Here is a 23,812-nt window from a genome sequence, read left to right as displayed (position 1 = left end):
GGTGCGGCGGCCCTCGGCGTGTTCCGGGGTCCGTACGGCAGGATGTGCCCCATGCCCAGTGCAGAGATGACGCCCGCGAGCATGCACGAGCCCGAGTCCGCGCCGTCGGGCGCCGAGGAACCGGTGCTCCCCACGCGTGAGGACGGGATCGCCGCGGCCGGCAGTGAGCTGATCGGCGGTCCCATCGGGCGGCGCGCGCTGTTCGGAACGTCCTGGTGGACACCGGTACGGGTCGTCGCACTCGTCGCCATCGGCATGTTCGCGCTCGGCCTCGTGCAGAAGGCGCCCTGCTACAACAGCGGCTGGTTCTTCGGGGCCAGCTCGCAGTACACGCACGCCTGCTACTCGGACATCCCGCACCTGTACCAGGGGCGTGGCTTCGCCGACGGCCTGGTGCCCTACTTCGACAAGCTGCCCGGTGACATGGACTACCTGGAGTATCCGGTGCTGACCGGTGTCTTCATGGAGGTCGCCTCCTGGCTCACCCCCGGCAGCGGCACCATCCAGCACCGGGAGCAGTGGTACTGGTTCGTGAACGCCGGGATGCTGATGGTCTGCGTGGCCGTCATCGCCGTCTGTGTGGCGCGCACCCACCGTCGGCGCCCCTGGGACGCCCTGCTGGTCGCGCTGGCGCCCGCCGCCGCTCTCACGGCCACCATCAACTGGGACCTGCTCGCGGTCGCCCTGACGGCCGCCGCGATGCTGATGTGGTCCAGGGGCCGCACCGTCGCCTTCGGCGTGCTGCTCGGCCTTGCCACGGCCGCCAAGCTGTACCCGGTCTTCCTGCTGGGACCGGTGTTCCTGCTGTGCTGGCGGGCCGGCCGGTGGCGGGAGTTCTTCCAGGCCGCCGCCGGAGCCGTGGTGGCCTGGTTCATGGTGAACCTGCCGGTGATGTGGTTCGCCTTTCCGGGCTGGTCGAAGTTCTACACGTTCAGCCAGGAACGGGGCGTGGACTTCGGGTCGTTCTGGCTGATCTGGGTGCAGAACTCCACCAACCCGCCCTCCATCGGCTTCGTGAACACGGCCGCGATGATCCTGGTGGTGCTGTGCTTCGCCGCCATCGCCGTGCTGACCTTCACCGCTCCGCGCCGACCGCGCTTCGACCAGTTGGCGTTCCTGGTGGTCGCGGCGTTCATCCTCACCAACAAGGTCTACTCGCCGCAGTACGTGCTGTGGCTGGTGCCGCTGGCGGCGCTGGCCCGGCCGAAGTGGCGGGACTTCCTGATCTGGCAGGCGTGCGAGGTCGCGTACTTCCTCGGCATCTGGATGTACCTCGCCTACACGACCAGCGGGGACGCCCACAAGGGACTCCCCGCGCAGGGTTACCACTGGGCGATCGCCGTGCACCTGCTCGGCACGCTGTACCTGTGCGCCGTCGTCGTCCGGGACATCCTCACGCCGGAGCGTGACGTGGTGCGCCGGTCCGGGGACGACGATCCCTCGGGCGGGGTCCTGGACGGTGCCGAGGACGTGTTCGTCCTCGGAGCCGCCGCCCGGCCGCCGCGGCACGCGGTGCACTTCGAGCCGTCGGCGGTCGCCTGGGGACAGCCGGACATGGCGCCTCCGGACGGGCGTTCGCTCTGAGCGAACAGGCGTCCGACCCGCGGCGTCGAACGACAGAAGGGCCGTGCACGCGTCACGCGTGCACGGCCCTTTTCGTGGTGCCGGGGTCCGGGGTCAGCGGTCCATCAGGCGGTCGAACTGCGTGGTGGTGTGGCGCAGATGGGCGACGAGTTCGTCCCCGACCTTGGGCTCGGCGGCGTCGGAGGGCACGAACAGGATGGACACCTGCATGTGGGGCGGCTCCGCGAACCAGCGCTGCTTGCCGTCCCAGACGAACGGCGCCAGGTTGCGGTTGACCGTCGCCAGACCGGCCCGCGCGACTCCCTTGGCACGGGGCATGACACCGTGCAGCGCCTTCGGGGCCTCCAGACCCACCCCGTGCGACGTACCGCCCGCCACGACCACCAGGAAGCCGTCGGAGGCCGCGCGCTGCTGCCGGTAGCCGAAGCGGTCGCCCTTGGCGACCCGCGTGACGTCCAGGACGGCGCCCCGGTACTCGGTGGCGTCGTGGTCGCCCAGCCACAGCCGCGTGCCGATCCGCGCGCGGAACCGGGTCTGCGGGAACTGCTGCTGGAGCCGGGCCAGCTCGTCGGCCTTGAGGTGGCTGACGAACATGGTGTGCAGCGGCAGCCGGGCCGCGCGCAGCCGGTCCATCCAGCCGATGACCTCCTCGACGGCGTCCGAGCCGTCGGTGCGGTCCAGCGGCAGGTGGATGGCGAAGCCCTCCAGCCGGACATTCTCTATGGCCTGGTGCAGCTGCGGCAGATCCTGCTCGCTGATGCCGTGCCGCTTCATCGAGGACATCACCTCGATGACCACCCGCGCGCCGACCAGGCCGTACACACCGTCCACCGACGACACCGAGCGGACCACGCGGTCCGGCAGCGGCACCGGCTCCTCGCCGCGCCGGTACGGGGTCAGCACCAGCAGGTCGCCGCCGAAGAAGTCCTTCGTGCGGGCGGCCTCGTAGGTGGTGCCGACAGCGAGCAGGTCCGTGCCCTGCCGGGTGGCCTCCTCCGCGAGCCGCTCGTGCCCGAAGCCGTAGCCATTGCCCTTGCAGACCGGGACCAGGCCCGGGAACTGCTCGTGCACGTGCTTGTGATGCGCCCGCCAGCGCGCCGTGTCGATGTAGAGCGTGAGCGCCATCCGGACCCGGAGCCTTTCTCGTGAAGGTGAAGCGAAGTGCCGAGGCCCTGGGAGCCGTCGGACCGAAGGGGTGCGGCTCAGCGCCGCGACATGTAGATGTCGAGCGCCTTGTGGAGCAGCTTGTTCAGCGGGAAGTCCCACTCGCCGAGATACTCGGCCGCCTGGCCGCCGGTTCCCACCTTGAACTGGATCAGGCCGAACAGGTGGTCCGACTCGTCGAGCGAGTCGGAAATGCCCCGCAGGTCGTACACCGTCGCGCCGAGCGCGTAGGCGTCGCGCAGCATCCGCCACTGCATGGCGTTGGACGGGCGGACCTCGCGGCCGATGTTGTCGGAGGCGCCGTAGGAGTACCAGACGTGGCCGCCGACGATGAGCATGGTCGCGGCGGACAGGTTCACGCCGTTGTGCCGGGCGAAGTACAGCCGCATGCGGTTGGGGTCCTCGGAGTTGAGGGCCGTCCACATGCGCTCGAAGTACGACTGGGGGCGGGGCCGGAAGTGGTCGCGCACCGCGGTGATCTCGTACAGCCGCTGCCACTCGGCGAGGTCTTGGTAGCCACCCTGCACCACCTCGACACCGGCCTTCTCGGCCTTCTTGATGTTGCGGCGCCAGAGCTGGTTGAAGTTCTTGTGGACGTCTTCCAGGGAGCGGTTGGCGAGCGGCACCTGGAAGACGTAGCGCGGCTGCACGTCACCGAAACCGGCGCCGCCGTCCTCGCCCTGCTGCCAGCCCATGCGGCGCAGCTTGTCGGCCACCTCGAAGGCGCGCGGCTCGATGAAGTCGGCCTCCATGTCGCGCAGCCGCTTCACGTCCTGGCTCTGGATGCCCCTCTTGATGGTCTCCGCGTTCCAGCGGCGGATGACCACGGGCGGGCCCATCTTCACGGAGAAGGCGCCCTGCTGCTTGAGGTGCGCCAGCATCGGCTGGATCCAGTCGTCCAGGTTCGGGGCGTACCAGTTGATGACCGGGCCCTCGGGGAGGTAGGCGAGGTAGCGCTTGATCTTGGGGAGCTGCCGGTAGAGCACCAGACCCGCGCCGACCATCTCGCCGGTGCGCTCGTCGAACCAGCCGAGGTGCTCGGAGCGCCATTCGGCCTTCACGTCGGCCCAGGCCGGGACCTGCATGTGGCTCGCCGCCGGCAGGCTCTGGATGTAGGCCAGATGTTGCTCGCGGCTGATGGTCCGCAGGGTCAGGCTCATGTCGGGGCGCTCCTCGGGCTGGTGTGTCCCCTTGCGATGAGGGGCTCCGGCTCTCGCGCCGAAGCCTACTGCGCCGTGCGCGGGCCTCGACTGGGGCGTACGGCCCTCAGGACCTGTCTTCACACTCCCCTCTGCCCCGCGACGCCCGGCACGCCCTCTCGCCGCACCGGCCGCGACCCCGAGTACGCCCAGTACGAGGGATCACGGCCGGCATGCCGAGAGCACGCACCGGACGCCGCGGGGCCGTCCTCCGGACGACGAGGAGAGTGTGAAGACAGGCCCTTCTGCCGCACGGGGTGGGGCATCGTCACCGCCCGGCTCCCTCCGGGGTGCCGGGCGGTGACCTGCGCTGTGCGTTTTCCAGCGGGACCTCAGACGACTCCGCCGAACAGTCCGCCGTTCGACATCCCGAGCAGGAGGCCGATGCCGGAGGCGCCGAGGCCGAGGACCAGCCCGAAGCGCTCCCGTGTGGTCACTGAGATCCACTGGCCGTATCCACCGGCCAGGATGCCGATCAGCCCGGCCCACGACGTGAGCAGATGCAGGCCCGGGAAGAACGCGGTGATGAAGGACAGCAGGCCCAGCGCCAGGGTTCCGGCCATCAGGCCGTCCTGGAGCGGACGGGGCTTGCCGTCGCTGGCCAACAGAGATCCGGCGGTATTCGGTCGCAATGCCTGCGCCATGAGGCACCTCCTGCGGATCGCGGCGCACTGTAGCGCCTTGCACACCCGTTGTGTACAGACTGACGGTCCTTCCCACCGGATTTCAACCGCAAGGGGGTGTGCGGGTAGTGTGTACCGTCTGCACCGGTGTCTGCCCGGACGCGGTCGGGGCCCCGGCGGGACCCTGATTGTCAGTGTCGGCCGATACCGTTGCGCACGCATCACAACCCTCCTGCCACGGAACGACCGTGGCCGCTGAGTCCAAAGGAGGTGGGTTCCACATGCGTCACTACGAGGTGATGGTCATCCTCGACCCCGATCTGGAGGAGCGCGCTGTCTCCCCCCTGATCGAGAACTTCCTCTCCGTCGTCCGTGAGGGCAACGGCAAGGTGGAGAAGGTCGATACCTGGGGCCGTCGGCGTCTCTCGTACGAGATCAAGAAGAAGCCCGAGGGCATCTACTCGGTCATCGATCTGCAGGCCGAGCCTGCGATCGTCAAGGAGCTCGACCGCCAGATGAACCTGAACGAGTCGGTCCTCCGGACCAAGGTCCTCCGTCCCGAGACCCACTGAGCCTCCGGGCTCGGTCGGTTCCGGGATTCGAGTAGCAAGCAGCCAAGAGCAAACCCGCCGAGAGGTTCCCCCAATGGCAGGCGAGACCGTCATCACGGTCGTCGGCAACCTTGTCGATGACCCCGAGCTGCGCTTCACCCCCTCCGGTGCGGCGGTTGCGAAGTTCCGTGTCGCGTCCACTCCCCGCACCTTCGACCGGCAGACCAACGAGTGGAAGGACGGCGAGAGCCTGTTCCTGACCTGCTCGGTCTGGCGTCAGGCGGCGGAGAACGTCGCGGAGTCGCTCCAGCGCGGCATGCGCGTCATCGTGCAGGGCCGGTTGAAGCAGCGGTCGTACGACGACCGTGACGGCGTCAAGCGGACGGTCTACGAGCTGGACGTCGAGGAAGTCGGCGCCAGCCTGCGCAGTGCCACCGCCAAGGTCACCAAGACCTCGGGTGGCGGCGCGCGCGGCGGCCAGGGCGGTTACGGCGGCGGTGGCGGCCAGGGTGGCGGCGGCTGGGGCGGAAGCTCCGGTGGCGGCCAGCAGGGCGGCGGCGCTCCGGCCGACGACCCGTGGGCCACCGGCGCTCCCGCCGGTGGCAACCAGGGCGGCGGCCAGGGTGGCGGCGGCTGGGGCGGAAGCTCCGGCGGCGGCCAGCAGGGCGGCGGCTACTCGGACGAGCCCCCCTTCTAGGTCCTCGGACCCAGGGGTGGGCCGTACCCCCACTTCTTGATCACACAGGAGATACATCATGGCGAAGCCGCCTGTGCGCAAGCCGAAGAAGAAGGTCTGCGCTTTCTGCAAGGACAAGGTCACGTACGTGGACTACAAGGACACGAACATGCTGCGGAAGTACATTTCCGACCGCGGCAAGATCCGTGCCCGCCGCGTGACCGGCAACTGCACGCAGCACCAGCGTGACGTCGCCACGGCCGTCAAGAACAGCCGTGAGATGGCGCTGCTGCCCTACACGTCCACCGCGCGATAAGGGAAGGGTGACCGAAACATGAAGATCATCCTCACCCACGAGGTCTCTGGCCTCGGTGCCGCCGGCGATGTCGTTGACGTCAAGGACGGTTACGCTCGCAACTACCTGATCCCGCGGAAGTTCGCTATCCGCTGGACCAAGGGTGGCGAGAAGGACGTGGCGCAGATCCGCCGCGCCCGCAAGATCCACGAGATCCAGACCATCGAGCAGGCCAACGCGATCAAGGCCCAGCTCGAAGGCGTGAAGGTCCGTCTGGCCGTTCGCTCCGGCGACGCCGGTCGTCTCTTCGGTTCCGTCACCCCGGCCGACATCGCTTCCGCGATCAAGGCGTCCGGTGGCCCCGAGGTGGACAAGCGCCGCATCGAGCTGACCACGCCGATCAAGACCCTGGGCGCCCACCAGTCGTCCGTGCGTCTGCACCCCGAGGTTGCCGCCAAGGTCAACATCGAGGTCGTCGCGGCCTGAACCGCCGCGTGATCGCCGTGCTCGTACGAGCCGGTGAAGAGGGGCCGTGCCTTCGGGTGCGGCCCCTCTTCCGTCTGTCGGCGCGATGTTTCACGTGAAACAGCCGTTTCACGCGGTACAGCGGTTTCACGTGAAACATCCGGCTGCCGGGGGCTACGGGGTACTACGGGATGCTCAGCGCGTCGCGCCGGTGACGAGCCAGCGGCCGGAGCGGGCGCGCAGCCACAGGGTGAGCATCCGGACGGCCATCATCAGCGTCATGGCGCCCCACAGCGCGGTCAGCCCGCCACCCCAGAGGGGGACCAGGAACGCGACCGGGGCGAAGACTGGCAGAGTGGCGACCATCGCCCAGGCCAGATAGCGCCCGTCCCCCGCCCCCATCAGTACGCCGTCGAGGACGAACACCACTCCGCAGACGGGCTGGGACAGGGCGACGATCAGCAGGGCGGGCAGCGCGGTGTGCCGGACCAGGGAGTCACCGGTGAACAGCGGCAGGAACAGCGGGCGCGCGGCCACCACCAGGACGCCCAGGGCGACACCGGTGGCGATCCCCCACTGGACCATGCGACGACAGGCCGCGCGGGCGCCCGGTGCGTCGTCGGCGCCGAGACAGCGGCCGATGATGGCCTGCCCGGCGATGGCGATCGCGTCGAGCGCGAAGGCGAGCAGGCTCCACAGAGACAGGACGATCTGGTGGGCGGCGATGTCGGCGTCCCCGAGCCGGGCCGCGACCGCCGTGGCGATGACGAGGATCGCCCGCAGGGACAGCGTCCGCACCAGCAGGGGTGCTCCCGCCTGGGCGGAGGCTCGGATGCCTGCCGCGTCCGGCCGGAGCGAGGCGCCGTGCCGCCGCGCGCCGCGCACCACCACGACCAGATAGACGGCCGCCATCGCGCACTGGGCGGTGACCGTGCCCCAGGCGGAACCCGCGATGCCCAGTCCGGCACCGTAGACGAGGCCCGCGTTCAGGCACGCGTTCGCCGCGAAACCGCCGACGGCGACGTACAGCGGGGTCCTGGTGTCCTGGAGACCGCGCAGGACACCGGTGGCGGCGAGAACGATCAGCATGGCCGGGACACCGAGTGCGGAGATCCGCAGATAGGTGATGGCGTAGGGAGCCGCGTCGGAGGAGGCGCCGAGGAGGTCCACGATGCCCGGCGCGAGCGGCTGCACGAGAGCGGCGACGACGGCGCCGAGCAGCAGGGCGAGCCAGATGCCGTCCATGCCCTGGCGGATGGCGGCCGGGAGGTCACCGGCGCCGAGGCGGCGCGCGACGGCGGCCGTGGTGGCGTAGGCGAGGAAGACGAAGACGCTCACGGCGGTGGTGATCAGGGCCGAGGCGACGCCCAGACCGGCGAGCTGCGCGGTGCCGAGATGGCCGACGATCGCGCTGTCCGCCATGACGAACAGGGGCTCGGCGACGAGTGCGCCGAAGGCCGGGAGGGCGAGTGCGACGATCTCACGGTCGGGTCGGCGCACGGGTGCCCGGAGCGTCGGTGGGGCCTGGGTCATGCCCACCAATCTAATCTTCCACAGGTAAGAGATGCAATTGCATAGAGACCCTTACTGATCGTCTCGGTTCGGATGGATGGGCGGTGTGTTCGACGGGAACTTGGCCCGATGGGGAAAGTTTTTCTCCTGCACAGCCGGTGGATGATGAAAGTGCAGGTCAGAGTGGTGGGCGCCGAGTGATCGAGGGCTTGTTCACAGGGCTGTCCACCGGGTCGTGCACAGGTTTCGGGGAGTTCTCCACAGCATCGGGCCCGTCATCCACAAGCCCTGTGGATAACCAGATTGGCTGACGGTGCCCACGGGCCTAACGTGGTCCGGCGCCCGCTGTGTCTTCCGGCCCGGAAAACCGGTGGGAAAACGACGCGTCAGAACCGGAACCGGGCCGCTTATTTGTCAGTGTCGTGCCGTACAACTGAGGGCACGGCGAGGTCCGCCGTGCGGACGGGAGGAGGTCGCTCGGTGAGCATTTCCGAGCCCCTGGACGATCCGTGGGCGGACAGCGGGCCCAGCGATCGGCTTCCGGCCTCCCGACGGCGCGGGGACACCGCGCGGGCCCGCGAGGACCAGCACGAGCGGGGCAGCGAGGGCGGCGGCTGGGACGGCGGCGGCACCTCTTTCGAGCGCGTGCCCCCGCAGGACCTCGACGCCGAACAGTCGGTGCTGGGCGGCATGCTCCTGTCCAAGGACGCCATCGCCGACGTGGTGGAGGTCCTCAAGGGCCACGACTTCTACAAGCCCGCCCACGAGACGATCTACCAGGCGATCCTCGACATCTACGCCAAGGGCGAGCCCGCCGACCCGATCACGATCGCGGCCGAACTCACCCGGCGCGGCGAGATCAACAAGGTCGGCGGCGCGACCTATCTGCACACACTCGTCCAGACCGTGCCCACGGCGGCGAACGCCGAGTACTACGCGGAGATCGTGCACGAGCGCGCCGTCCTGCGGCGGCTGGTCGAGGCGGGCACCCGCATCACGCAGATGGGGTACGCCGGTGACGACGACGTGGACGAGATCGTCAACCGGGCCCAGGCCGAGATCTACGCGGTCACCGAGCAGCGCACCAGCGAGGACTATCTGCCGCTGGGCGACATCATGGAGGGCGCTCTCGACGAGATCGAGGCGATCGGCTCCCGCAGCGGTGAGATGACCGGGGTGCCGACCGGGTTCACCGACTTCGACTCGCTCACCAACGGACTGCATCCCGGTCAGATGATCGTCATCGCGGCCCGTCCCGCGATGGGCAAGTCCACGCTCGCGCTGGACTTCGCGCGGGCCGCCTCGATCAAGCACAACCTGCCGAGTGTGATCTTCTCCCTCGAAATGGGCCGCAACGAGATCGCCATGCGTCTGCTGTCCGCCGAGGCCCGCGTCGCGCTCCACCACATGCGGTCCGGCACGATGACGGACGAGGACTGGACCCGGCTCGCCCGCCGCATGCCCGACGTGTCCGCCGCGCCGCTGTTCATCGACGACTCCCCGAACCTGTCGATGATGGAGATCCGCGCGAAGTGCCGTCGGCTCAAGCAGCGCAACGACATCAAACTTGTCGTCATCGACTATCTCCAGCTGATGCAGGCCGGTGGCTCCAAGCGGTCCGAGAGCCGTCAGCAGGAGGTCTCGGACATGTCCCGTAACCTCAAGCTGCTCGCCAAGGAGCTGGAGATCCCGGTCATCGCGCTGTCCCAGCTGAACCGCGGTCCCGAACAGCGCACCGACAAGAAGCCGATGGTCTCCGACCTGCGAGAGTCCGGCTCCATCGAGCAGGACGCCGACATGGTCATCCTGCTCCACCGCGAGGACGCCTACGAGAAGGAGTCCCCCCGCGCCGGTGAGGCCGACCTCATCGTCGCCAAGCACCGAAACGGCCCCACCGCCACCATCACGGTCGCCTTCCAGGGCCACTACTCCCGCTTCGTGGACATGGCACAGACCTGAGCGGGGCCATCTCCACGGGTTCACGGAGTCGGATTCCGCCAAATGGATTCGACCTTCCGGGGTGTAGCCGGTGGACTGGGGGCATGACGAGTTCTCAGGACGAATTGCTGGACGGGACGCGGCGGGCGCTGGTGGAGCGGGTCGCTCGGGGGCAGGCCGAGGGACGGGCGCCTTCGGTGGTGGCGGCTGTCGTCCGGGGTGGGCGGACCGTGTGGCACGGGGGGTGGGGCGGCCTCGGCGGGGGAGACACCGGACAGGACGTGCAGTACCGGATCGGGTCCATCACCAAGACCTTCACCGCCGTCCTGGTGCTGCGGCTGCGGGACGAGGGGCTGCTGGACCTCGGGGACCCGCTGGAGAAACATCTGCCGGGCACCGGCGCTGGAGAGGCGACCATCGCCGAACTGCTCGCGCACACGGCCGGGTTGGCGGCGGAGTCCCCTGCGCCCTGGTGGGAGCGGACCCCCGGAGCGGTGCGCCCGGAACTGGGCGATGTACTGGGCGAGCGGCCGTTCCGGCACCCTGTCGGGCGCCGTCACCACTACTCCAACACCGGGTACACACTGCTCGGCGCGCTCGTCGAGGAGAAGCGCGGCGCTCCGTGGATCGACGTGCTGCGGGCCGAGGTGCTCGAACCGCTCGGGCTGCGCCGCACCACGTACGGCCCGGTGGCGCCGTACGCCGACGGCTGGGCCGTACATCCCTGGGCGGACGCGCTGCTGCCCGAAGTGGTCGAGGACCTGGGCCGGATGGCCGCCGCCGGGCAGCTCTGGTCCACCACGGCGGACCTCGCGCGGTTCGCCGTGTTCCTGGCCGGGGGAGACGACCGGGTGCTCGGCGCTGACTCGCTGCGGGAGATGCGGACGCCCGCGGCGCCCGCCGAGGCCGCCGATGTGCTGGACGGCTCCACATACGGGCTGGGCATGCAGGTACTGCGCCGGGACGGCAGGCTCGTGGTCGGGCACTCCGGCTCCGTGCCGGGCTTCCTCGCCAACCTCAGCATCAGCGTGGAGGACGACGTGGCAGCCGTCGTCCTGGCCAACTGCACCAGCGGCCCGCTGCTCGGCGCGATCGGCGCCGACCTCGTACGGATCGTGGCCGAGGCCGAGCCGCGCATCCCCGAGCCGTGGCGCCCGGCCGCCGAGGTCGATCCGGCGGTGCTGGAGCTGGCAGGGCCCTGGTACTGGGGCACGCACGCCTTCGGACTGCGGGTGACGGCGGACGGGCTGCTCGCGCTCGGGCCGCTGAACGGCGCCGGGCGCCGCGCGCGCTTCCGGCCCGCCGGGGACGGCACATGGACGGGCCTTGAGGGCTACTACGCCGGGGAAGAGCTGCGCGTCGTACGCCGGACGGACGGTTCGGTACGGCACCTCGACGTCGGGTCGTTCGTGTTCACCCGGCAGCCCTACGAGCAGGACGCCGGGGTGCCCGGCGGAGTGGACCCGGAGGGGTGGCGCGGGGTTACGTCGTAGAGGGCAGGCAGTTGGGGGTGTTTCACGTGAAACACCCCCAACCGCGAACCCCAACTGCCGCTGGAAAGGCCCGCTCAGAGCTGGAGCTTGAACCCCACGTGCGAGGCGCTGAAGCCCAGGCGCTCGTAGAAGCGGTGGGCGTCCACGCGGGTGTTGTCCGAGGTCAGCTGCACCAACTGGCAGTCCGCGCGCCGTGATTCCGCGACGGCCCACTCGATGAGCCGGGTGCCGAGGCCGCTGCCGCGTTCCTCGGTGTGGACGCGGACGCCCTCGACGACCGAACGGGTCGAGCCCTTGCGGGACAGGCCGGGGATGATCGTGAGTTGCAGCGTGCCGACCACCCGGCCCGCGCGTTCCGCGACGACGAGCCGTTGGTTCGGGTCGGCGGTCAGTCGTGCCAGCGCCGCCGTGTAGGGCGTCAGATCGTCCGGGGACTCCCGAGTGGCGCCCAGCGGATCGTCGGCGAGCAGGGCGACGATCGCCGGGAGGTCGTCCACGGTCGCCGGGCGTATGCGCAGTCCATCCATGCCGGGCACCCTATGCGGACACTTCCGCCCCAGGGTGCCGGGTGCCGGGTGCCGCCGGACGCGGGCGCGCTCGCCGCGTGCCCCGCACCGGCACGTCCGCCGGACGCCCTACACCGCCACGTTCAGCGACTCCACGACTCGGACCAGCGGGGCCAGTTCGGGGCTGAGGGACGCCTCGTCCAGCGCCTCGCGCAGTGCCCCGTCGTTGGTCGGCCGGGCCTCCTCCAGCAGGCGCAGGCCCGCCTCGGTGACGTTGGTGTAGATGCCCCGGCGGTCGGTGGGGCACAGATAGCGCTCCAGCAGGCCCCGGTCCTCCAGACGGGTCACCAGGCGGGTGGTGGCGCTCTGGCTCAGCACGACCGCGTCCGCGACCTGCTTCATCTGGAGATGCCCGCCCTCACCGTCGTGCTGTCGGCTGAGCACGTCGAGCAGGGAGTACTCGCGCACGCTCAGGTCGTGCCCGGCCTGCAGGGCGCGCTCGATGTGCGCCTCGATCCTCCCGTGCAGCAGGGAGAGGGCGCACCAGCCCTGAGCGAGCGCGGTGAGCGCGGGGTCTGTCGCTGTCATGGGCGTTCTCCTCCGTCCCGGAGCGGCTGGTTTCCAGGGTAGAGCACGGGCGCAATAGTCCTTGTTTGCGTTTAACCAGCGTCTGCAAGTATTGTGAACGCAAGTAAAGCGCCCCTGCAATCATTCGGGAAGGTGTCCACACCCATGCCTCTCGCGCTTCTCGCCCTGGCGATCGGGGCCTTCGGAATCGGGACCACCGAGTTCGTGATCATGGGCCTGCTGCCGCAGGTCGCGGACGACTTCGGAGTCGGCATCCCCACGGCCGGGCTGCTGGTGAGCGGCTACGCGCTCGGTGTGGTGATCGGCGCTCCGCTGATGACGGTCCTCGGCACGAAGGTGTCCCGCAAGCGGATGCTGATGCTGCTGATGGGTCTGTTCATCGCCGGGAACCTGTTGTCCGCGCTGGCCCCGACCTTCGCCGTCATGGTGGTCGGCCGGGTGGTCGCCTCGCTGGCGCACGGTGCCTTCTTCGGCATCGGGTCGGTCGTGGCGGCCGAACTGGTCGCCCCGCAGAAGAAGGCGGGTGCCATCGCGCTGATGTTCACCGGTCTGACCGTCGCCAATGTCGTCGGGGTCCCGCTCGGCACCCTGGTCGGCCAGAGCGCCGGATGGCGGGTCACCTTCACGATCGTCGCAGGTCTCGGTGTCGTGGGCCTGGCCGGTGTGGCCAAGCTGGTCCCGGAGATGCCCCGGCCCGAGGGCGTACGGCTGCGCCACGAACTGGCCGCGTTCAAGAACGCCCAGGTGCTCCTGGCGATGGCGATGACCGTCCTCGGCTTCGGCGGTGTCTTCGCGGCCGTCACCTACATCGCGCCGATGATGACGCACGTCGCCGGGTTCGCCGACGGCTCCGTCACCTGGCTGCTCGTCCTCTTCGGCCTCGGCATGGTCGCGGGCAACCTCGTCGGCGGCCGGTTCGCCGACCGCGCCCTGATGCCGATGCTGTACGTCTCACTGGGAGCCCTGGCCGTCGTACTCGCGCTGTTCACGGTCACCGCCCACGACAAGATCGCCGCGGCCGTCACCATCACCCTGATCGGCGCCCTCGGCTTCGCCACCGTCCCACCGCTCCAGAAGCGGGTGCTGGACCAGGCCCACGGCGCCCCGACGCTGGCGTCGGCCGTGAACATCGGCGCCTTCAACCTGGGCAACGCCCTGTCCGCCTGGCTCGGCGGCATGGTCATCGCGGCCGGTCACGGCTACACCTCGCCCAACTGGGTCGGTGCCGTCCTCGCCGCCGCCGCCCTGGTCCTCGCCGTCGTCTCGGCCGCGCTGGAGCGCCGCGACGGCACACCGGGCGCCGCGGGGGACGCGACCGCTGTCCCCGCCGAGCAGCCCGCGCCCGCGCACCACTGAGCCACCCCGTACCGCGGGCACCGCCGCCCGCACCGACCGAGCGTCACCCGTAGCACCGCACCAAGGAGATCCCTCATGAGCGCCACCACCGTCACCCCCCTCACCACCGACGACGCCGAACTGCTCGTCGCCACGGCCCGCCGGGCCGCCGAGGAGGCCGGAGTCACCGTCAGCGTCACCGTCCTCGACGCCGGGGGCCACCTGCTCGCCTTCCGCCGGGACGACCGGGCCGTGCTGATCTCCGGTGAGACCAGCACCCGCAAGGCGTACACCGCGCTCCAGCTGAACGCGCCCACCGCCGACCTCGTCGATGCCGTGCAGCCGGGCGGCCTGTTCCACACCCTGCCCACCGCCCTCGACCGCCCCCTGCTGTTCATCGCCGGTGGACTGCCCGTGCACCGGGACGGTCGGCTGATCGGCGCCATCGGTGTCGGCGGCGGCGCCCCGGAGCAGGACCACGGCTTCGCCTCGGCGGCCGTCCAGGCGCTCGCCTGACCCCAGCCCCAGCCGCCGTACCGGCGGCCGTAGTACGCCGAAGGCCGGTCGTCCCCGCGGGGCACGACCGGCCATCGGCGTTTCCGGGATCAGCCCGCGGCCACCGTCAGCGGGGCGAACCTGCGCCGCCAGTCCCCCGGCAGATCCGGAGCCCCGTGGACCATGATGTCGGTGGCGTGGATCCGGGCCACGCCCCGCTCCTTCAGCCAGCCGAGCAGTTCCGCGTGGCGGACATCGACGTCGGTCCGGAGCGGCCGGTCCGTCCCGGCCGCCAGTGAGGCGACGAGTGCCTTCGCCGTCCCGGTGTCCCGCGCGATCAGCGGGCCCACGACATGGGTGTCCATGTTCGGCCACGCCGCCGCGTACCCCGTGATCCGGCCGTCCGCCTCCGCCACCCGGAACAGGTCGGCGAACGACGGCAGCCGGACCAGCAGCGAGGTGCGGTCGGTGCCGAACACCTCCGCGTCGAGCCGCAGGACCGACGACAGATCCTCCGCCGTGGCCGCGCGGGTACGGACCGCGCTGCCGTGCTCCTCGGGGACGAAGCGTCCTTGCAGCATCTCCGCCCGGCCCACGACGCCGAAGCCCAGCTTCTCGTAGAGCGGGCGGCCGTTGGGGGTGGCGTACAGCGTCAGCGGAGTGCCGCCCGCGTCCGTCACCACCTGCTCCATGAGCCGTCGCCCGATGCCCCGGCGGGCGTACCGGTCCGCCACCAGCACCATGCCGACGGCCCCGAGAGCGGTCCGCTCCCCGGTGCCGTACTCCGTGACCACACAGGCGGCGATCAGGCCGCCGCCGTCCGGGTCGTCGATGCCGTAGCCCCTGCCGACCGTGAGGAGAAAGCGCCACTTGTACTCCTCGCGCGACCACCCCCGGTCCTCGGACAGATCGGCGCAGGCGGTGAGATCACGGCGCGTCAGGCGGCGCAGGGGGAGAGTGGCGGGGGAGGGAATCAGCACGCGGGACAGGGTGTCCGTCCGGTGCGGCGCGCGTCCACTCAATTCCCCTTTTTCACAACGGCTTCCGGCCGGAGTGATCGACGCTTCCTCCGCCCGTTCTGTGAACACCGGGCATGGAGACGGCGGATCACTGTTTCACGTGAAACAACGAACCGCTCGGGCGGTGTGAGCTGCGGAATTCGGGATAAGCCTATGAATTGGGGTTCTACGTCCGGTAGTTGAAGGTGTACGTCATTCGCGTTCTCCTCATCTCCGTGCGCGACCGAGACAGGACTTGTGTGCGGGGCGGCGCCCGGTAGGGTCGAGTCCGGTTCACGTCCGGGACGGAGTTCACGCGTCCCGTGCGGGCCGAGAGCAGGGCGACACCGCAACGGGGTACGGCCGCCGCCCGCCGGGGGAAAGCTTGCACTTCCGTGACGGATGTGCAACAGACCGACCGAAAGATGTTCGAGGCGAGGGCACATGGACGCTCCGACCACCATGTCGGGGGAGAACGGCATACCGAACGGCGGCTGGTTCATGCCCCGCGCGTCGTCCTCGGTTCCGCCGGACGGTACGCGGGAGACGCCCGGCGCTCCCGCGACGGCTCCGTCCGCCCCGTCCGCTCCGGGCGCGCCCTCCGCGGCCGAGACCCCGAGCGCGGCTCCCCGGGTGCCCGGTCAGCGCCCGGCGCGCCCGTCGGAACAGGGCTCCCCCGACGCACGCGTCGTGCGGCGCACGATGGCCGAGATCGGGTCCGTCGCGGACAAGGTCACGTCCTACTTCTACGCGCTCCTCTTCGTACGCCACCCCGAGCTGCGCCCACTGTTCCCGCCAGCGATGGACACCCAGCGGGACCGCCTGCTGAAGGCGCTGCTCACCGCCGCCGAGCACATCGACAACACCCCGGTGCTCGTCGAGTACCTGCAGAACCTGGGGCGCGGACACCGCAAGTACGGCACGCGGCCCGAGCACTATCCGGCGGTCGGGGAGTGCCTGATCGGGGCGCTGAGCAAGTACGCGAGCCAGTGGAACGCCGAGACCGAGGCGGCCTGGGTCCGTACGTACACGACGATCTCCCAGGTGATGATCGACGCGGCGGCGGCCGACGAACTGCGCGCACCCGCCTGGTGGCACGCCGAGGTCGTCGCCCATGAGGCGCGGACGTCCGACATCGCTGTCATCACCGTCCGCCCGGACCAGCCGTACGCGTTCCGGGCGGGGCAGTACGCCAGCATGGAGACGCCCTGGTGGCCACGGGTGTGGCGGCACTACTCCTTCGCCGCGGCACCCCGGCCCGACGGGCTGCTCGTCTTCCATGTGAAGGCGGTTCCGGCCGGATGGGTCTCCAACGCGTTGGTGCACCGGGCCCGCCCGGGGGACGTGGTGCGGCTGGGGCCGCCCGCCGGTTCGATGACGGTCGATCACACCACTGACAGCGGCCTGCTCTGTGTGGGCGGCGGCACGGGCATAGCGCCCATCAAGGCGCTGGTCGAGGACGTGGCCGAGCACGGCAGGCGGCGTACGGTCGAGGTGTTCTACGGCGCCCGCACCGACCACGACCTCTACGACATCGACACCATGCTACGGCTCCAGCAGCACCACCCCTGGCTGTCCGTGCGGGCGTTCATCGACCAGCAGGCCCACGTCACCCTCCCGGACGCGGTACGGGAGTTCGGGCCGTGGAACGGGTTCGACGCCTACCTCTCCGGCCCGCCCGGCATGATCCGCAGCGGCGTGGACGTGCTGCGGCACGTCGGCATCGCCCCGGCCCGCATACGGCACGACTCGGTCGAGGAACTGGTCGTGATCGGCGCCTGAGCGCGGCCCCGGCGGGAATGGCCGGTCGCAGCACTAGAACAGGTCGGGGGCGTGCAGGGCGAGTACGCCCTCGATGTTGCCGTCCAGGTAGTGCCGCAGGGAGAGCGGGACGAGGTGGACGGAGGCGATGCCGACGCGGGTGAACGGCACGCGGACGATCTCGTACTCGCCCACCGGGTGTTCGGTCTCGGGGCCGTGCCGCAGTGACGGGTCCATCGACTCCAGTCGGCACACGAAGAAGTACTGCACCTTCACCCCGGTCGCCCCGCCGTCCGCGCCGATGTGCTCCACGGTGTCCACGAAGCAGGGGACGACATCGACGATCTTGGCGCCGAGTTCCTCCAGCACTTCCCGGTGCAGGGCGTCCACGACGGTCGGGTCCTCGGGCTCGACCCCGCCACCGGGCGTCACCCAGTAGGGATCGATGCCGGGCTTGGTGCGCTTGATCAGGATCAGGTCGGCACCGTCCAGCAGAACGGCGCGCGCGGTGCGCTTGACCACGGGTCGGACGGTCATGGGAGAAATGTGGCCCGGCTGGTTCCACGTGAAACATCGCGCAACGGGATCGGTCGGACACGCCCGGTCAGCGCGCGTCAACGGACCTTCGCGCGGCCGGGGTTCCGTACCGGCCGGGTGTCAGCACCAGCGGGTGGCGGCCCGCTGGAGCACCTCGTGGGCGCGGGCGATGTGCGGCAGGGCGAGCGTGCCGCTGCGCGCGGCCAGGAAGTACGTCCGCAGCGGAGCCACCGCCGGGTCGTGCAGGAGTCGTATCGTCCCCTGCGTGAGCGCGGGCGCGCAGAGATAGCGGGGCAGTACGGCGAGCCCCGCGCCCGCGACCGCGCAGGCCAGGACCGCGCGCAGGTCGGGGACGATGACGGTGCCCGAGACGGTCGGCGGGGAGTCGAAGACGGAGATCCAGTAGCGCGAGACGAAGGGCAGCGACTCGTGGACCTCCACCACCGGCAGGTTGTCCAGGGCGTGGTGCGGGGCGCCCGGGCCGATGCGCGCGGCCCAGCACGGGGCGGCGACCAGAACGTGTTCCTCGTCGCAGAGCGGAGTCGCGGTCAGCAGACTGCCGCGTGGCCGGACCGCGCTGATGGCCAGATCGTGGTGTCCGGCGGCCAGCCCCTCCAGGACCTCTTCGGCGGTGCCGAACGTGGCGCGGAGTGCGCAGTCCCGGCCGTCGTCGCCGAGCAGCCCGGTCAGGGCGGGCAGGGCGCGTTCGGCGGTGAACTCCGGCGGCCCGGCCAGGTGCAGGGTGCGCAGTGGGGGCGACCCGTCGTCGAGGCCGGACTCGGCTATCCCCACGAGGGCGTCGAGGTGCGGGGCGGCCTTGTGGGCGAGTTCGTCGCCGATGGTCGTGGGGGTCACGCCTCGGGGCCGCCGCAGGAACAGTGGGCGGCCGACCTGGCGCTCCAGGGTGCGGATCTGGGAGGTGACGGCCGGTTGGGAGAGGCCCAGCAGGGCGGCGGCACGGGTGAAGGAACCGGCTCGGTGCACCGTGACGAAGGTCCGCAACAAGGCCAGATCCATGTGGCGTGCCCGCCCCCTGTCTCCGCCCCTCCTGCCGCGGGGCGGACCTCAACTATAAATATGTCGATAGGTCTCTGTCGCTAGCGTGATTGGACACGGACAGAGGGTCAACTAGCCTTGTCGGGACGGTTCTTCGCGCGGAGAACCGGGGCGGTCCGAGCCACGAGGGGGGGAGGTTCGGACCGCCCGTGCGGCCCTGTCCGGGCGCCGTGGACGGCTCAGTCCGCCGCCGCGTCCAGGGCCCGCAGCACGTCCGCGATCAGGTCGGCCGGGTCCTCGGCGCCGACGGACATCCGGACGAAGCCCTCCGGGACCGGGTCGCCGCCCCACCGGCCGCGCCGCTCCGCCGTGGACCGTACGCCGCCGAAACTGGTCGCGTCCTCCACCAGCCGCAGCGCCCGCAGGAACCGTTCGGCGTGTGTGCGCGAGGGCAGGGTGAAGGACAGGACGCAGCCGAAGCGGCGCATCTGCCGGGCCGCCGTCGGGTGTGCGGGGTCGTCGGGCAGGCCGGGATGGCGCAGGCCCGTGATCTCCGGCCGGTCGCGCAGCGCACCGGCCAGTGCGAGGGCGGTGGCGTTCTGGCGTTCCACCCGCAACTGGAGTGTGGCGATGGAACGGTGGGCGAGCCATGCCTCCATCGGGCCGGAGATCGCGCCGACGATCTTCCGCCAGCGGCGTACCGCGTCCATCGCCTCGCCGTCGCGCCCGGAGACGTAACCGAGCAGGACGTCGCCGTGGCCGGTGAGCTGCTTGGTGCCGCTGGCCACGGAGAAGTCGGCGCCCAGCTCCAGCGGGCGCTGGCCGAGCGGGGTCGCCAGGGTGTTGTCCACGGCGACCAGCGCGCCGCGCGCGTGCGCCGCGTCGGCCAGCCGCCGGATGTCGCACACGTCGAGCCCCGGATTGGACGGCGACTCGATCCACAGCAGCCGTGCCCCGTCGAGCGCGTCGAGCTGGGCGTCGCCCGCCGTCGGCGCGGTGCGCACCTCGATGCCGTACGCCTCCAACTGGGCGCGGACCAGCGGCAGCACCTGATAGCCGTCGGACGGCAGGACGACCGCGTCACCCGCCCTGAGCTGCGAGAACAGTACGGCGGAGATCGCCGCCATGCCGGAGGCGAACACCAGCGTGCGGACGTCCTCGCGGTCGGGCGCCTCCAGTTCGCCGATCGCGGACTCCAGCAGCGTCCAGGTGGGATTGTCGTCCCGGCCGTAGGCGTACGGGCCGCTCACCTCGCCCGGCAGATGAAAGTGCGCGGCGAAGACCGGACCGGGCAGGGTCGGTTCGTTCTTGACCGGCTCGGGCAGGCCCGCGCGCACGGCGCGGGTCCCGTCGCCCGTGCCGACCGGGTTCGCGGGGTGGTCGTTCATGCGGTTTCGCCTTCCACGTGGTCGCGTACGGCGGTCAGCAGGCCGGTGCAGGCCGCCTCCACCATGTCCAGGCACTCCTCGAAGCCCGCCCGGTCTCCGTAGTACGGGTCCGGCACGTCCGGGTCGTCGCCCGCCCCGGGGTCGTACGAGCGCAGCAGGCGCACCTTGCGGGCGTCCGCCCCGGTCGGTGCGAGACGGCGCAGGCTCTTCAGGTGTCCGGTGTCGAGGGCCACGACCAGATCCAGGTCCGCGAACCAGGAGGCGTGGAAGCGCCGGGCGGTGTGCGCGGTGCCGTAGCCGTGCTCTTCGAGGACGGAGACGGTGCGCGGATCGGCGCCGTCGCCCTCGTGCCAGCCGTCGGTCCCGGCGCTGTCCACCACCACCCGGTCCGCCAGCCCGGCGTCCTCGACACGGGCGCGGAAGACGGACTCGGCCATCGGGGACCGGCAGATGTTGCCGGTGCACACGAAGCAGACGCGGTAGGTCATGGCGGGGTCAGTCCTCGTCGGGCAGGGCGAGGTGCAGCGCCCAGGAGACCACGGAGATGATCAGACCGCCGAGCACGGCCGTCCAGAACCCGTCCACGTGGAAACTCAGGTCGAGCTTGCCGCACACCCAGGACGTCAGCAGCAGCATCAGCGCGTTCACGACCAGGGTGATCAGGCCGAGCGTCAGCAGGAACAGCGGGAAGGTGAGAACCTTCACGACCGGCTTGACCAGGAAGTTCACCAGGCCGAAGATCAGCGCGACGACGATCAGGGTGCCGGCCTTCTTGGCGGTGCTCGTGCCGGTGAGGGTGATCTTGTCGAGCAGCCACACGGCGACCGCGAGGGCGCCCGCGTTGGCGATCGTCTTGACTACGAAATTCTTCATGTGTCTGATCGTTGCAGACGGGATCGGACACGAGTTGCGGGGCAAGGGAGGACAGAGCGATGAAGGCATTCCGGCTGGACGAACTGGAGGCGGAGCGCGCCGCCAACGACGGGGCCTACCTGCAGTTCCTGCGGGAGCGGAACATGTCCGTCGGCCTCTACGCCCTCGACGCGGGCAGCCACGACCCGCAGCAGCCGCACGCCCAGGACGAGGTGTACTTCGTGGTCAGCGGGCGCGCGTCGATCACGGTCGGCCTGGAGACCACACAGGTGGCGCGCGGCAGCGTGGTGTACGTCCCGGCGGGCGTCGCCCACAAGTTCCACCACATCAGCGAGGACCTGCGGGTGATGGTGGTGTTCTCGCCCCCGGAGGGCTGAAATCCCCAGGTCGGAGCGGCTCACCCCTGAGACCGGGGCCTCGGAGTGTCAGGGTTCCCTAGGGGTCGGTTCAGGGACGGACAAGGGATGCGGAGCCCCCGCGACGGCCTCTCCCGGCCCTAGCATCGAGTCAGACATCGGGATCAGCGTCCACGACGGCGGACAGCCGGGCGGGGACGCGACAGAAGGCAAGGGGACGAGGGGCTATGCGGGACATCTTCGCGGGACTGCCGTGGTGGGTGAAGTGGGTCGCGGTGCCGGTCATCGCCCTGGTCGTGTTCGGCGGTCTGATCGCCACCGTCGTGGGCTTCGTGATCGCCGTCCTCTTCAAGGCGCTGATCTTCGTCGCCCTGGTCGGCGGTCTGATCTACATCGTGCGCAAGTTCACGTCGAACTCCTCGTCCCGGAGCGACTGGTGAGCCCTCGGGGGCGGTGAACGGCGGCGGACGACGCCGGTTCCCTCGGGCGAGGGAAGTTTCCCCGGCGGCCGGTCCCTGGGTGGCGGCGGGCCGTTAGAGTCCGGACACCCACGCGGGGCCGGGCCCCGCAGGCGGCACCCCCTCCGTGCGCCACCGGCTTCCGCGCGCCACCGGTACGGGCCGTCCCCTCCCTCGCTCCGGAGTGACCCTTGGCCACGGTTGACGCCGCACCACCCGACAGCCACGCACCCCCTGACCCGCCCCACCTCCACGCTCCCCAGGCGCCGCGGCCGGCCGACCCGCCCACGGCGGCGGAACGGCAACCGGGCGCGGAACGGCAACCGGGCACGGGACAGCAGCCCGGCGCGGAAGTGCGGGCCGCTCCGGTACGGCAGCCCGCTCCCGCCCGCCGGGCCGCCCCGGTACGTCGGGCCGCCCCCGCCCGGCAGCCCGGCACCGCCGCCGGGCGACCGGCGGGGAACACCGGTGGAGCGGCCACCTCATCCGCGGCATCTCCGGCACCCCTGGACGGGGTGCCCGGACAGCCCGGTGCCGCCTCCCTCGCGCGCCGGGGACGGGCCGCCGCCCTCCCCCGTCCGGCCCCGCCCGGCGACGACAGCGCCCGGCCGGGGGCCACGACCCTCATCGGCTCCGTCCAGCGGGCGCTGCGCCTGCTGGAGACCGTCGCGGCCCACGGTCACGGAGCCCCGGCCAAGCAACTCGCCCGCGAGACCGGGCTCGCCCTGCCCACCGCCTACCACCTGCTGCGCACCCTGGTGCACGAGGGATATCTGCGCCGCGAGGACGGGCTGTTCTTCCTCGGCGCCGCCACCGAGCGGCTCACCGGCGGCGGCGCGCGAGCGCGGGAGAACCGTCACGGCACCCGCGACGGCACCCTCGCCCGCTGGCGCGATTCCATCGGCGCCCCGCTGTACCTCGGGGTGTACCGGGACGGGGAGATCGAGGTCGAGGCGATTGCCGCCTCACGGGAGTTCCCGGCGGCACCGGAGGTGGCCGACCTCCGCGCCACCGGACACGCCCACGCCCTCGGACAGTGCCTGCTCGCGCAACTCGCCGAGAGCGGCCGCCGCGATCACCTCGCCCGGTACCCCGTGCGCCCCCTCACGCCCCACACCGTGCGCGACGAGGGCGCGTTGCTGCGCAGGATGGCCGGGATTCCTTCCGCGGAGCCGGTGTTCGAGCGGCAGGAGTACGCGATCGGCACGATCTGTGCGGCCATTCCGGTCACGGTGGGTGACGCTCCAGGGGCTCTGGCCCTCTCGCTGCCCGCTCATCGGGCCGACCGCTTGCCTTTCTTCGCCCGCCAGTTGAGGGCCGAGGCGGGACACGGCCTTGGGTCGTTGACGCTGTCTATCAGTATCTGAAAACTCACTCCTTGTGATCTGCTGTGTACGTTCAGCAAGATTTGACCACGGTCGAGGGATGAATCCCGGCCAGTCGATGTCACTTGACGGGGTAGGCATGCGCGAATCCGTACAGGCAGAGGTCATGATGAGCTTTCTCGTGTCGGAGGAGCTGTCCTTCCGCATCCCGGTGGAGCTGCGCTACGACGCCTGCGATCCCTACGCCGTCCGGCTGACGTTCCATCTCCCCGGAGACGCTCCGGTGACCTGGGCGTTCGGGCGTGAGCTGCTGATCGACGGGGTGGGGCGGCCCTGCGGGGAGGGGGACGTGCACATCGCTCCCGCCGACTCCGAGGTGCTGGGCGAGGTGCTGATCCGGCTCCAGGTCGGCGGCGACCAGGCGCTGTTCCGCTCCTCGGCGCCTCCGCTGGTGGCGTTCCTGGACCGCACGGACCGGCTCGTCCCGCTGGGCCAGGAGAGCGCGATGGCGGACTTCGACACCCACCTCGAAGAGGCGCTGGACCGCATCCTGGCCGAGGAGCAGAGCGCGGGCTGACGGACGGGAGTACCGCCCACGGATCGGCGGCGACGCCGCCCGGACGGACGCAGGAACGCTTCTGCGGCCGTTCCGGCCCCCCCGGCGCTCCCCGGCCGCCTTCCCCGCCTTCCGGCGCT

Annotated in this window: 26 protein-coding genes; 14 read left to right on the top strand and 12 right to left on the bottom strand. The window is 70.8% G+C overall.

Annotated features, from left to right (window positions below; translation table 11 throughout):
- Positions 1 to 51: 51 nt before the first annotated feature.
- Entirely contained in the window at positions 52 to 1,584 is a 1,533-nt protein-coding gene (locus KUM39_RS10670; RefSeq protein ID WP_217785236.1) for a glycosyltransferase family 87 protein, read from the top strand.
- A gap of 93 nt (positions 1,585 to 1,677) precedes the next feature.
- Here the strand turns inward: KUM39_RS10670 and KUM39_RS10665 are convergent, their stop codons facing one another.
- The 3 genes from KUM39_RS10665 to KUM39_RS10655 all read right to left on the bottom strand — a co-directional run bounded on the left by KUM39_RS10665 (position 1,678) and on the right by KUM39_RS10655 (position 4,591).
- On the bottom strand, positions 1,678 to 2,709 hold the full coding sequence (locus tag KUM39_RS10665) for an alanine racemase (protein ID WP_217785235.1): 1,032 nt from the start codon (positions 2,707 to 2,709) through the stop codon (positions 1,678 to 1,680).
- 77 nt (positions 2,710 to 2,786) lie between these two features.
- The gene (locus KUM39_RS10660; protein WP_217785234.1) at positions 2,787 to 3,908 is read right to left on the bottom strand and encodes a lipid II:glycine glycyltransferase FemX; all 1,122 of its coding nucleotides are present in this window, start codon (positions 3,906 to 3,908) and stop codon (positions 2,787 to 2,789) included.
- Between the two features lie 371 nt (positions 3,909 to 4,279).
- Positions 4,280 to 4,591, bottom strand: a complete 312-nt coding sequence (locus KUM39_RS10655; protein ID WP_217785233.1) for a hypothetical protein — start codon at positions 4,589 to 4,591, stop codon at positions 4,280 to 4,282.
- Positions 4,592 to 4,851: 260 nt separating this feature from the next.
- Here KUM39_RS10655 and rpsF point away from each other — a divergent pair, with 260 nt between their 5' ends.
- From rpsF to rplI, 4 genes are all read left to right on the top strand, one after another.
- Positions 4,852 to 5,142, top strand: a complete 291-nt coding sequence (gene rpsF / locus KUM39_RS10650) for a 30S ribosomal protein S6 (protein ID WP_073787253.1) — start codon at positions 4,852 to 4,854, stop codon at positions 5,140 to 5,142.
- 73 nt (positions 5,143 to 5,215) lie between these two features.
- Positions 5,216 to 5,818: a single-stranded DNA-binding protein gene (locus KUM39_RS10645; RefSeq protein WP_217785232.1), complete on the top strand. Its 603-nt coding sequence runs from the start codon at positions 5,216 to 5,218 to the stop codon at positions 5,816 to 5,818.
- A gap of 58 nt (positions 5,819 to 5,876) precedes the next feature.
- Complete coding sequence (gene rpsR, locus KUM39_RS10640; RefSeq protein WP_008746874.1) at positions 5,877 to 6,113, top strand: 30S ribosomal protein S18; 237 nt, start codon at positions 5,877 to 5,879, stop codon at positions 6,111 to 6,113.
- 18 nt (positions 6,114 to 6,131) lie between these two features.
- On the top strand, positions 6,132 to 6,578 hold the full coding sequence (gene rplI, locus KUM39_RS10635) for a 50S ribosomal protein L9 (RefSeq protein WP_217785231.1): 447 nt from the start codon (positions 6,132 to 6,134) through the stop codon (positions 6,576 to 6,578).
- 174 nt (positions 6,579 to 6,752) lie between these two features.
- Here the strand turns inward: rplI and KUM39_RS10630 are convergent, their stop codons facing one another.
- The gene (locus KUM39_RS10630) at positions 6,753 to 8,090 is read right to left on the bottom strand and encodes an MATE family efflux transporter (protein WP_217785230.1); all 1,338 of its coding nucleotides are present in this window, start codon (positions 8,088 to 8,090) and stop codon (positions 6,753 to 6,755) included.
- A 459-nt stretch (positions 8,091 to 8,549) separates the two neighbouring features.
- Between KUM39_RS10630 and dnaB the strand changes: the two genes are divergently transcribed.
- Both dnaB and KUM39_RS10620 read left to right on the top strand, forming a co-directional pair.
- Entirely contained in the window at positions 8,550 to 10,028 is a 1,479-nt protein-coding gene (gene dnaB / locus KUM39_RS10625) for a replicative DNA helicase (protein WP_217785229.1), read from the top strand.
- 83 nt (positions 10,029 to 10,111) lie between these two features.
- Complete coding sequence (locus KUM39_RS10620; protein ID WP_217785228.1) at positions 10,112 to 11,500, top strand: serine hydrolase domain-containing protein; 1,389 nt, start codon at positions 10,112 to 10,114, stop codon at positions 11,498 to 11,500.
- A gap of 74 nt (positions 11,501 to 11,574) precedes the next feature.
- On the opposite strand, the gene KUM39_RS10615 is transcribed toward KUM39_RS10620, so the two are convergent.
- Positions 11,575 to 12,027, bottom strand: coding sequence for a GNAT family N-acetyltransferase (locus KUM39_RS10615; RefSeq protein WP_217785227.1), 453 nt, complete (start codon positions 12,025 to 12,027; stop codon positions 11,575 to 11,577).
- A 108-nt stretch (positions 12,028 to 12,135) separates the two neighbouring features.
- Complete coding sequence (locus KUM39_RS10610) at positions 12,136 to 12,594, bottom strand: MarR family winged helix-turn-helix transcriptional regulator (protein WP_217785226.1); 459 nt, start codon at positions 12,592 to 12,594, stop codon at positions 12,136 to 12,138.
- Between the two features lie 144 nt (positions 12,595 to 12,738).
- Between KUM39_RS10610 and KUM39_RS10605 the strand changes: the two genes are divergently transcribed.
- Both KUM39_RS10605 and KUM39_RS10600 read left to right on the top strand, forming a co-directional pair.
- Positions 12,739 to 13,950 carry an MFS transporter gene (locus KUM39_RS10605; RefSeq protein ID WP_217785225.1) on the top strand — a complete coding sequence of 404 codons (1,212 nt, stop codon included), beginning with the start codon at positions 12,739 to 12,741 and terminating at the stop codon, positions 13,948 to 13,950.
- A 75-nt stretch (positions 13,951 to 14,025) separates the two neighbouring features.
- On the top strand, positions 14,026 to 14,445 hold the full coding sequence (locus tag KUM39_RS10600) for a GlcG/HbpS family heme-binding protein (protein WP_217785224.1): 420 nt from the start codon (positions 14,026 to 14,028) through the stop codon (positions 14,443 to 14,445).
- Positions 14,446 to 14,534: 89 nt separating this feature from the next.
- Here KUM39_RS10600 and KUM39_RS10595 read toward each other — a convergent pair whose 3' ends face one another.
- Positions 14,535 to 15,404, bottom strand: coding sequence for a GNAT family N-acetyltransferase (locus tag KUM39_RS10595; RefSeq protein ID WP_217785223.1), 870 nt, complete (start codon positions 15,402 to 15,404; stop codon positions 14,535 to 14,537).
- Positions 15,405 to 15,866: 462 nt separating this feature from the next.
- Here KUM39_RS10595 and KUM39_RS10590 point away from each other — a divergent pair, with 462 nt between their 5' ends.
- The gene (locus KUM39_RS10590; RefSeq protein WP_246619909.1) at positions 15,867 to 17,204 is read left to right on the top strand and encodes a globin domain-containing protein; all 1,338 of its coding nucleotides are present in this window, start codon (positions 15,867 to 15,869) and stop codon (positions 17,202 to 17,204) included.
- Between the two features lie 33 nt (positions 17,205 to 17,237).
- Here the strand turns inward: KUM39_RS10590 and KUM39_RS10585 are convergent, their stop codons facing one another.
- The 5 genes from KUM39_RS10585 to KUM39_RS10565 form a co-directional block, all read right to left on the bottom strand.
- On the bottom strand, positions 17,238 to 17,720 hold the full coding sequence (locus tag KUM39_RS10585) for an NUDIX domain-containing protein (protein ID WP_217785222.1): 483 nt from the start codon (positions 17,718 to 17,720) through the stop codon (positions 17,238 to 17,240).
- 120 nt (positions 17,721 to 17,840) lie between these two features.
- Positions 17,841 to 18,737: a LysR family transcriptional regulator gene (locus KUM39_RS10580; protein WP_217785221.1), complete on the bottom strand. Its 897-nt coding sequence runs from the start codon at positions 18,735 to 18,737 to the stop codon at positions 17,841 to 17,843.
- A gap of 218 nt (positions 18,738 to 18,955) precedes the next feature.
- The gene (locus KUM39_RS10575; protein ID WP_217785220.1) at positions 18,956 to 20,104 is read right to left on the bottom strand and encodes a cystathionine gamma-lyase; all 1,149 of its coding nucleotides are present in this window, start codon (positions 20,102 to 20,104) and stop codon (positions 18,956 to 18,958) included.
- Positions 20,101 to 20,592, bottom strand: coding sequence for a low molecular weight protein-tyrosine-phosphatase (locus tag KUM39_RS10570; protein WP_217785219.1), 492 nt, complete (start codon positions 20,590 to 20,592; stop codon positions 20,101 to 20,103). Before KUM39_RS10570 ends, KUM39_RS10575 begins: the two co-directional genes overlap by 4 nt.
- Positions 20,593 to 20,599: 7 nt before the next feature.
- A complete protein-coding gene (locus KUM39_RS10565) occupies positions 20,600 to 20,977 on the bottom strand; it encodes a phage holin family protein (protein ID WP_217785218.1) in 378 nt (125 codons plus the stop codon).
- Positions 20,978 to 21,036: 59 nt separating this feature from the next.
- Between KUM39_RS10565 and KUM39_RS10560 the strand changes: the two genes are divergently transcribed.
- The 4 genes from KUM39_RS10560 (at position 21,037) to KUM39_RS10545 (ending at position 23,693) form a co-directional block, all read left to right on the top strand.
- Positions 21,037 to 21,354, top strand: coding sequence for a cupin domain-containing protein (locus tag KUM39_RS10560; protein ID WP_217785217.1), 318 nt, complete (start codon positions 21,037 to 21,039; stop codon positions 21,352 to 21,354).
- Positions 21,355 to 21,560: 206 nt separating this feature from the next.
- Complete coding sequence (locus tag KUM39_RS10555) at positions 21,561 to 21,773, top strand: DUF5326 family protein (RefSeq protein WP_217785216.1); 213 nt, start codon at positions 21,561 to 21,563, stop codon at positions 21,771 to 21,773.
- Positions 21,774 to 22,306: 533 nt separating this feature from the next.
- Entirely contained in the window at positions 22,307 to 23,158 is an 852-nt protein-coding gene (locus tag KUM39_RS10550) for an IclR family transcriptional regulator (RefSeq protein WP_372455736.1), read from the top strand.
- A 97-nt stretch (positions 23,159 to 23,255) separates the two neighbouring features.
- Positions 23,256 to 23,693: an SsgA family sporulation/cell division regulator gene (locus tag KUM39_RS10545; RefSeq protein ID WP_217785215.1), complete on the top strand. Its 438-nt coding sequence runs from the start codon at positions 23,256 to 23,258 to the stop codon at positions 23,691 to 23,693.
- Positions 23,694 to 23,812 lie beyond the last annotated feature (119 nt).

This window comes from Streptomyces corallincola (assembly GCF_019104725.1).
Taxonomy (GTDB): domain Bacteria; phylum Actinomycetota; class Actinomycetes; order Streptomycetales; family Streptomycetaceae; genus Streptomyces; species Streptomyces corallincola.
Note: the sequence above shows the minus strand (reverse complement) of the source record. Positions and strands in the feature narration are given on the sequence as shown.

What these genes read in the sequence shown, in the direction of transcription:
- rpsF (WP_073787253.1), top strand. Translation starts at nt 4,852, where the DNA reads ATGCGTCACTACGAGGTGATGGTCATCCTCGACCCCGATCTGGAGGAG.
- KUM39_RS10670 (WP_217785236.1), top strand. Translation starts at nt 52, where the DNA reads ATGCCCAGTGCAGAGATGACGCCCGCGAGCATGCACGAGCCCGAGTCC.
- KUM39_RS10665 (WP_217785235.1), bottom strand. Translation starts at nt 2,709, where the DNA reads ATGGCGCTCACGCTCTACATCGACACGGCGCGCTGGCGGGCGCATCAC.
- rpsR (WP_008746874.1), top strand. Translation starts at nt 5,877, where the DNA reads ATGGCGAAGCCGCCTGTGCGCAAGCCGAAGAAGAAGGTCTGCGCTTTC.
- KUM39_RS10545 (WP_217785215.1), top strand. Translation starts at nt 23,256, where the DNA reads ATGCGCGAATCCGTACAGGCAGAGGTCATGATGAGCTTTCTCGTGTCG.
- KUM39_RS10575 (WP_217785220.1), bottom strand. Translation starts at nt 20,104, where the DNA reads ATGAACGACCACCCCGCGAACCCGGTCGGCACGGGCGACGGGACCCGC.
- KUM39_RS10630 (WP_217785230.1), bottom strand. Translation starts at nt 8,090, where the DNA reads ATGACCCAGGCCCCACCGACGCTCCGGGCACCCGTGCGCCGACCCGAC.
- KUM39_RS10645 (WP_217785232.1), top strand. Translation starts at nt 5,216, where the DNA reads ATGGCAGGCGAGACCGTCATCACGGTCGTCGGCAACCTTGTCGATGAC.
- rplI (WP_217785231.1), top strand. Translation starts at nt 6,132, where the DNA reads ATGAAGATCATCCTCACCCACGAGGTCTCTGGCCTCGGTGCCGCCGGC.
- KUM39_RS10660 (WP_217785234.1), bottom strand. Translation starts at nt 3,908, where the DNA reads ATGAGCCTGACCCTGCGGACCATCAGCCGCGAGCAACATCTGGCCTAC.
- KUM39_RS10600 (WP_217785224.1), top strand. Translation starts at nt 14,026, where the DNA reads ATGAGCGCCACCACCGTCACCCCCCTCACCACCGACGACGCCGAACTG.
- KUM39_RS10580 (WP_217785221.1), bottom strand. Translation starts at nt 18,737, where the DNA reads ATGGATCTGGCCTTGTTGCGGACCTTCGTCACGGTGCACCGAGCCGGT.
- KUM39_RS10610 (WP_217785226.1), bottom strand. Translation starts at nt 12,594, where the DNA reads ATGACAGCGACAGACCCCGCGCTCACCGCGCTCGCTCAGGGCTGGTGC.
- KUM39_RS10605 (WP_217785225.1), top strand. Translation starts at nt 12,739, where the DNA reads ATGCCTCTCGCGCTTCTCGCCCTGGCGATCGGGGCCTTCGGAATCGGG.
- KUM39_RS10615 (WP_217785227.1), bottom strand. Translation starts at nt 12,027, where the DNA reads ATGGATGGACTGCGCATACGCCCGGCGACCGTGGACGACCTCCCGGCG.
- KUM39_RS10560 (WP_217785217.1), top strand. Translation starts at nt 21,037, where the DNA reads ATGAAGGCATTCCGGCTGGACGAACTGGAGGCGGAGCGCGCCGCCAAC.
- KUM39_RS10570 (WP_217785219.1), bottom strand. Translation starts at nt 20,592, where the DNA reads ATGACCTACCGCGTCTGCTTCGTGTGCACCGGCAACATCTGCCGGTCC.
- KUM39_RS10555 (WP_217785216.1), top strand. Translation starts at nt 21,561, where the DNA reads ATGCGGGACATCTTCGCGGGACTGCCGTGGTGGGTGAAGTGGGTCGCG.
- KUM39_RS10565 (WP_217785218.1), bottom strand. Translation starts at nt 20,977, where the DNA reads ATGAAGAATTTCGTAGTCAAGACGATCGCCAACGCGGGCGCCCTCGCG.
- KUM39_RS10620 (WP_217785228.1), top strand. Translation starts at nt 10,112, where the DNA reads ATGACGAGTTCTCAGGACGAATTGCTGGACGGGACGCGGCGGGCGCTG.
- KUM39_RS10655 (WP_217785233.1), bottom strand. Translation starts at nt 4,591, where the DNA reads ATGGCGCAGGCATTGCGACCGAATACCGCCGGATCTCTGTTGGCCAGC.
- KUM39_RS10590 (WP_246619909.1), top strand. Translation starts at nt 15,867, where the DNA reads ATGGACGCTCCGACCACCATGTCGGGGGAGAACGGCATACCGAACGGC.
- KUM39_RS10585 (WP_217785222.1), bottom strand. Translation starts at nt 17,720, where the DNA reads ATGACCGTCCGACCCGTGGTCAAGCGCACCGCGCGCGCCGTTCTGCTG.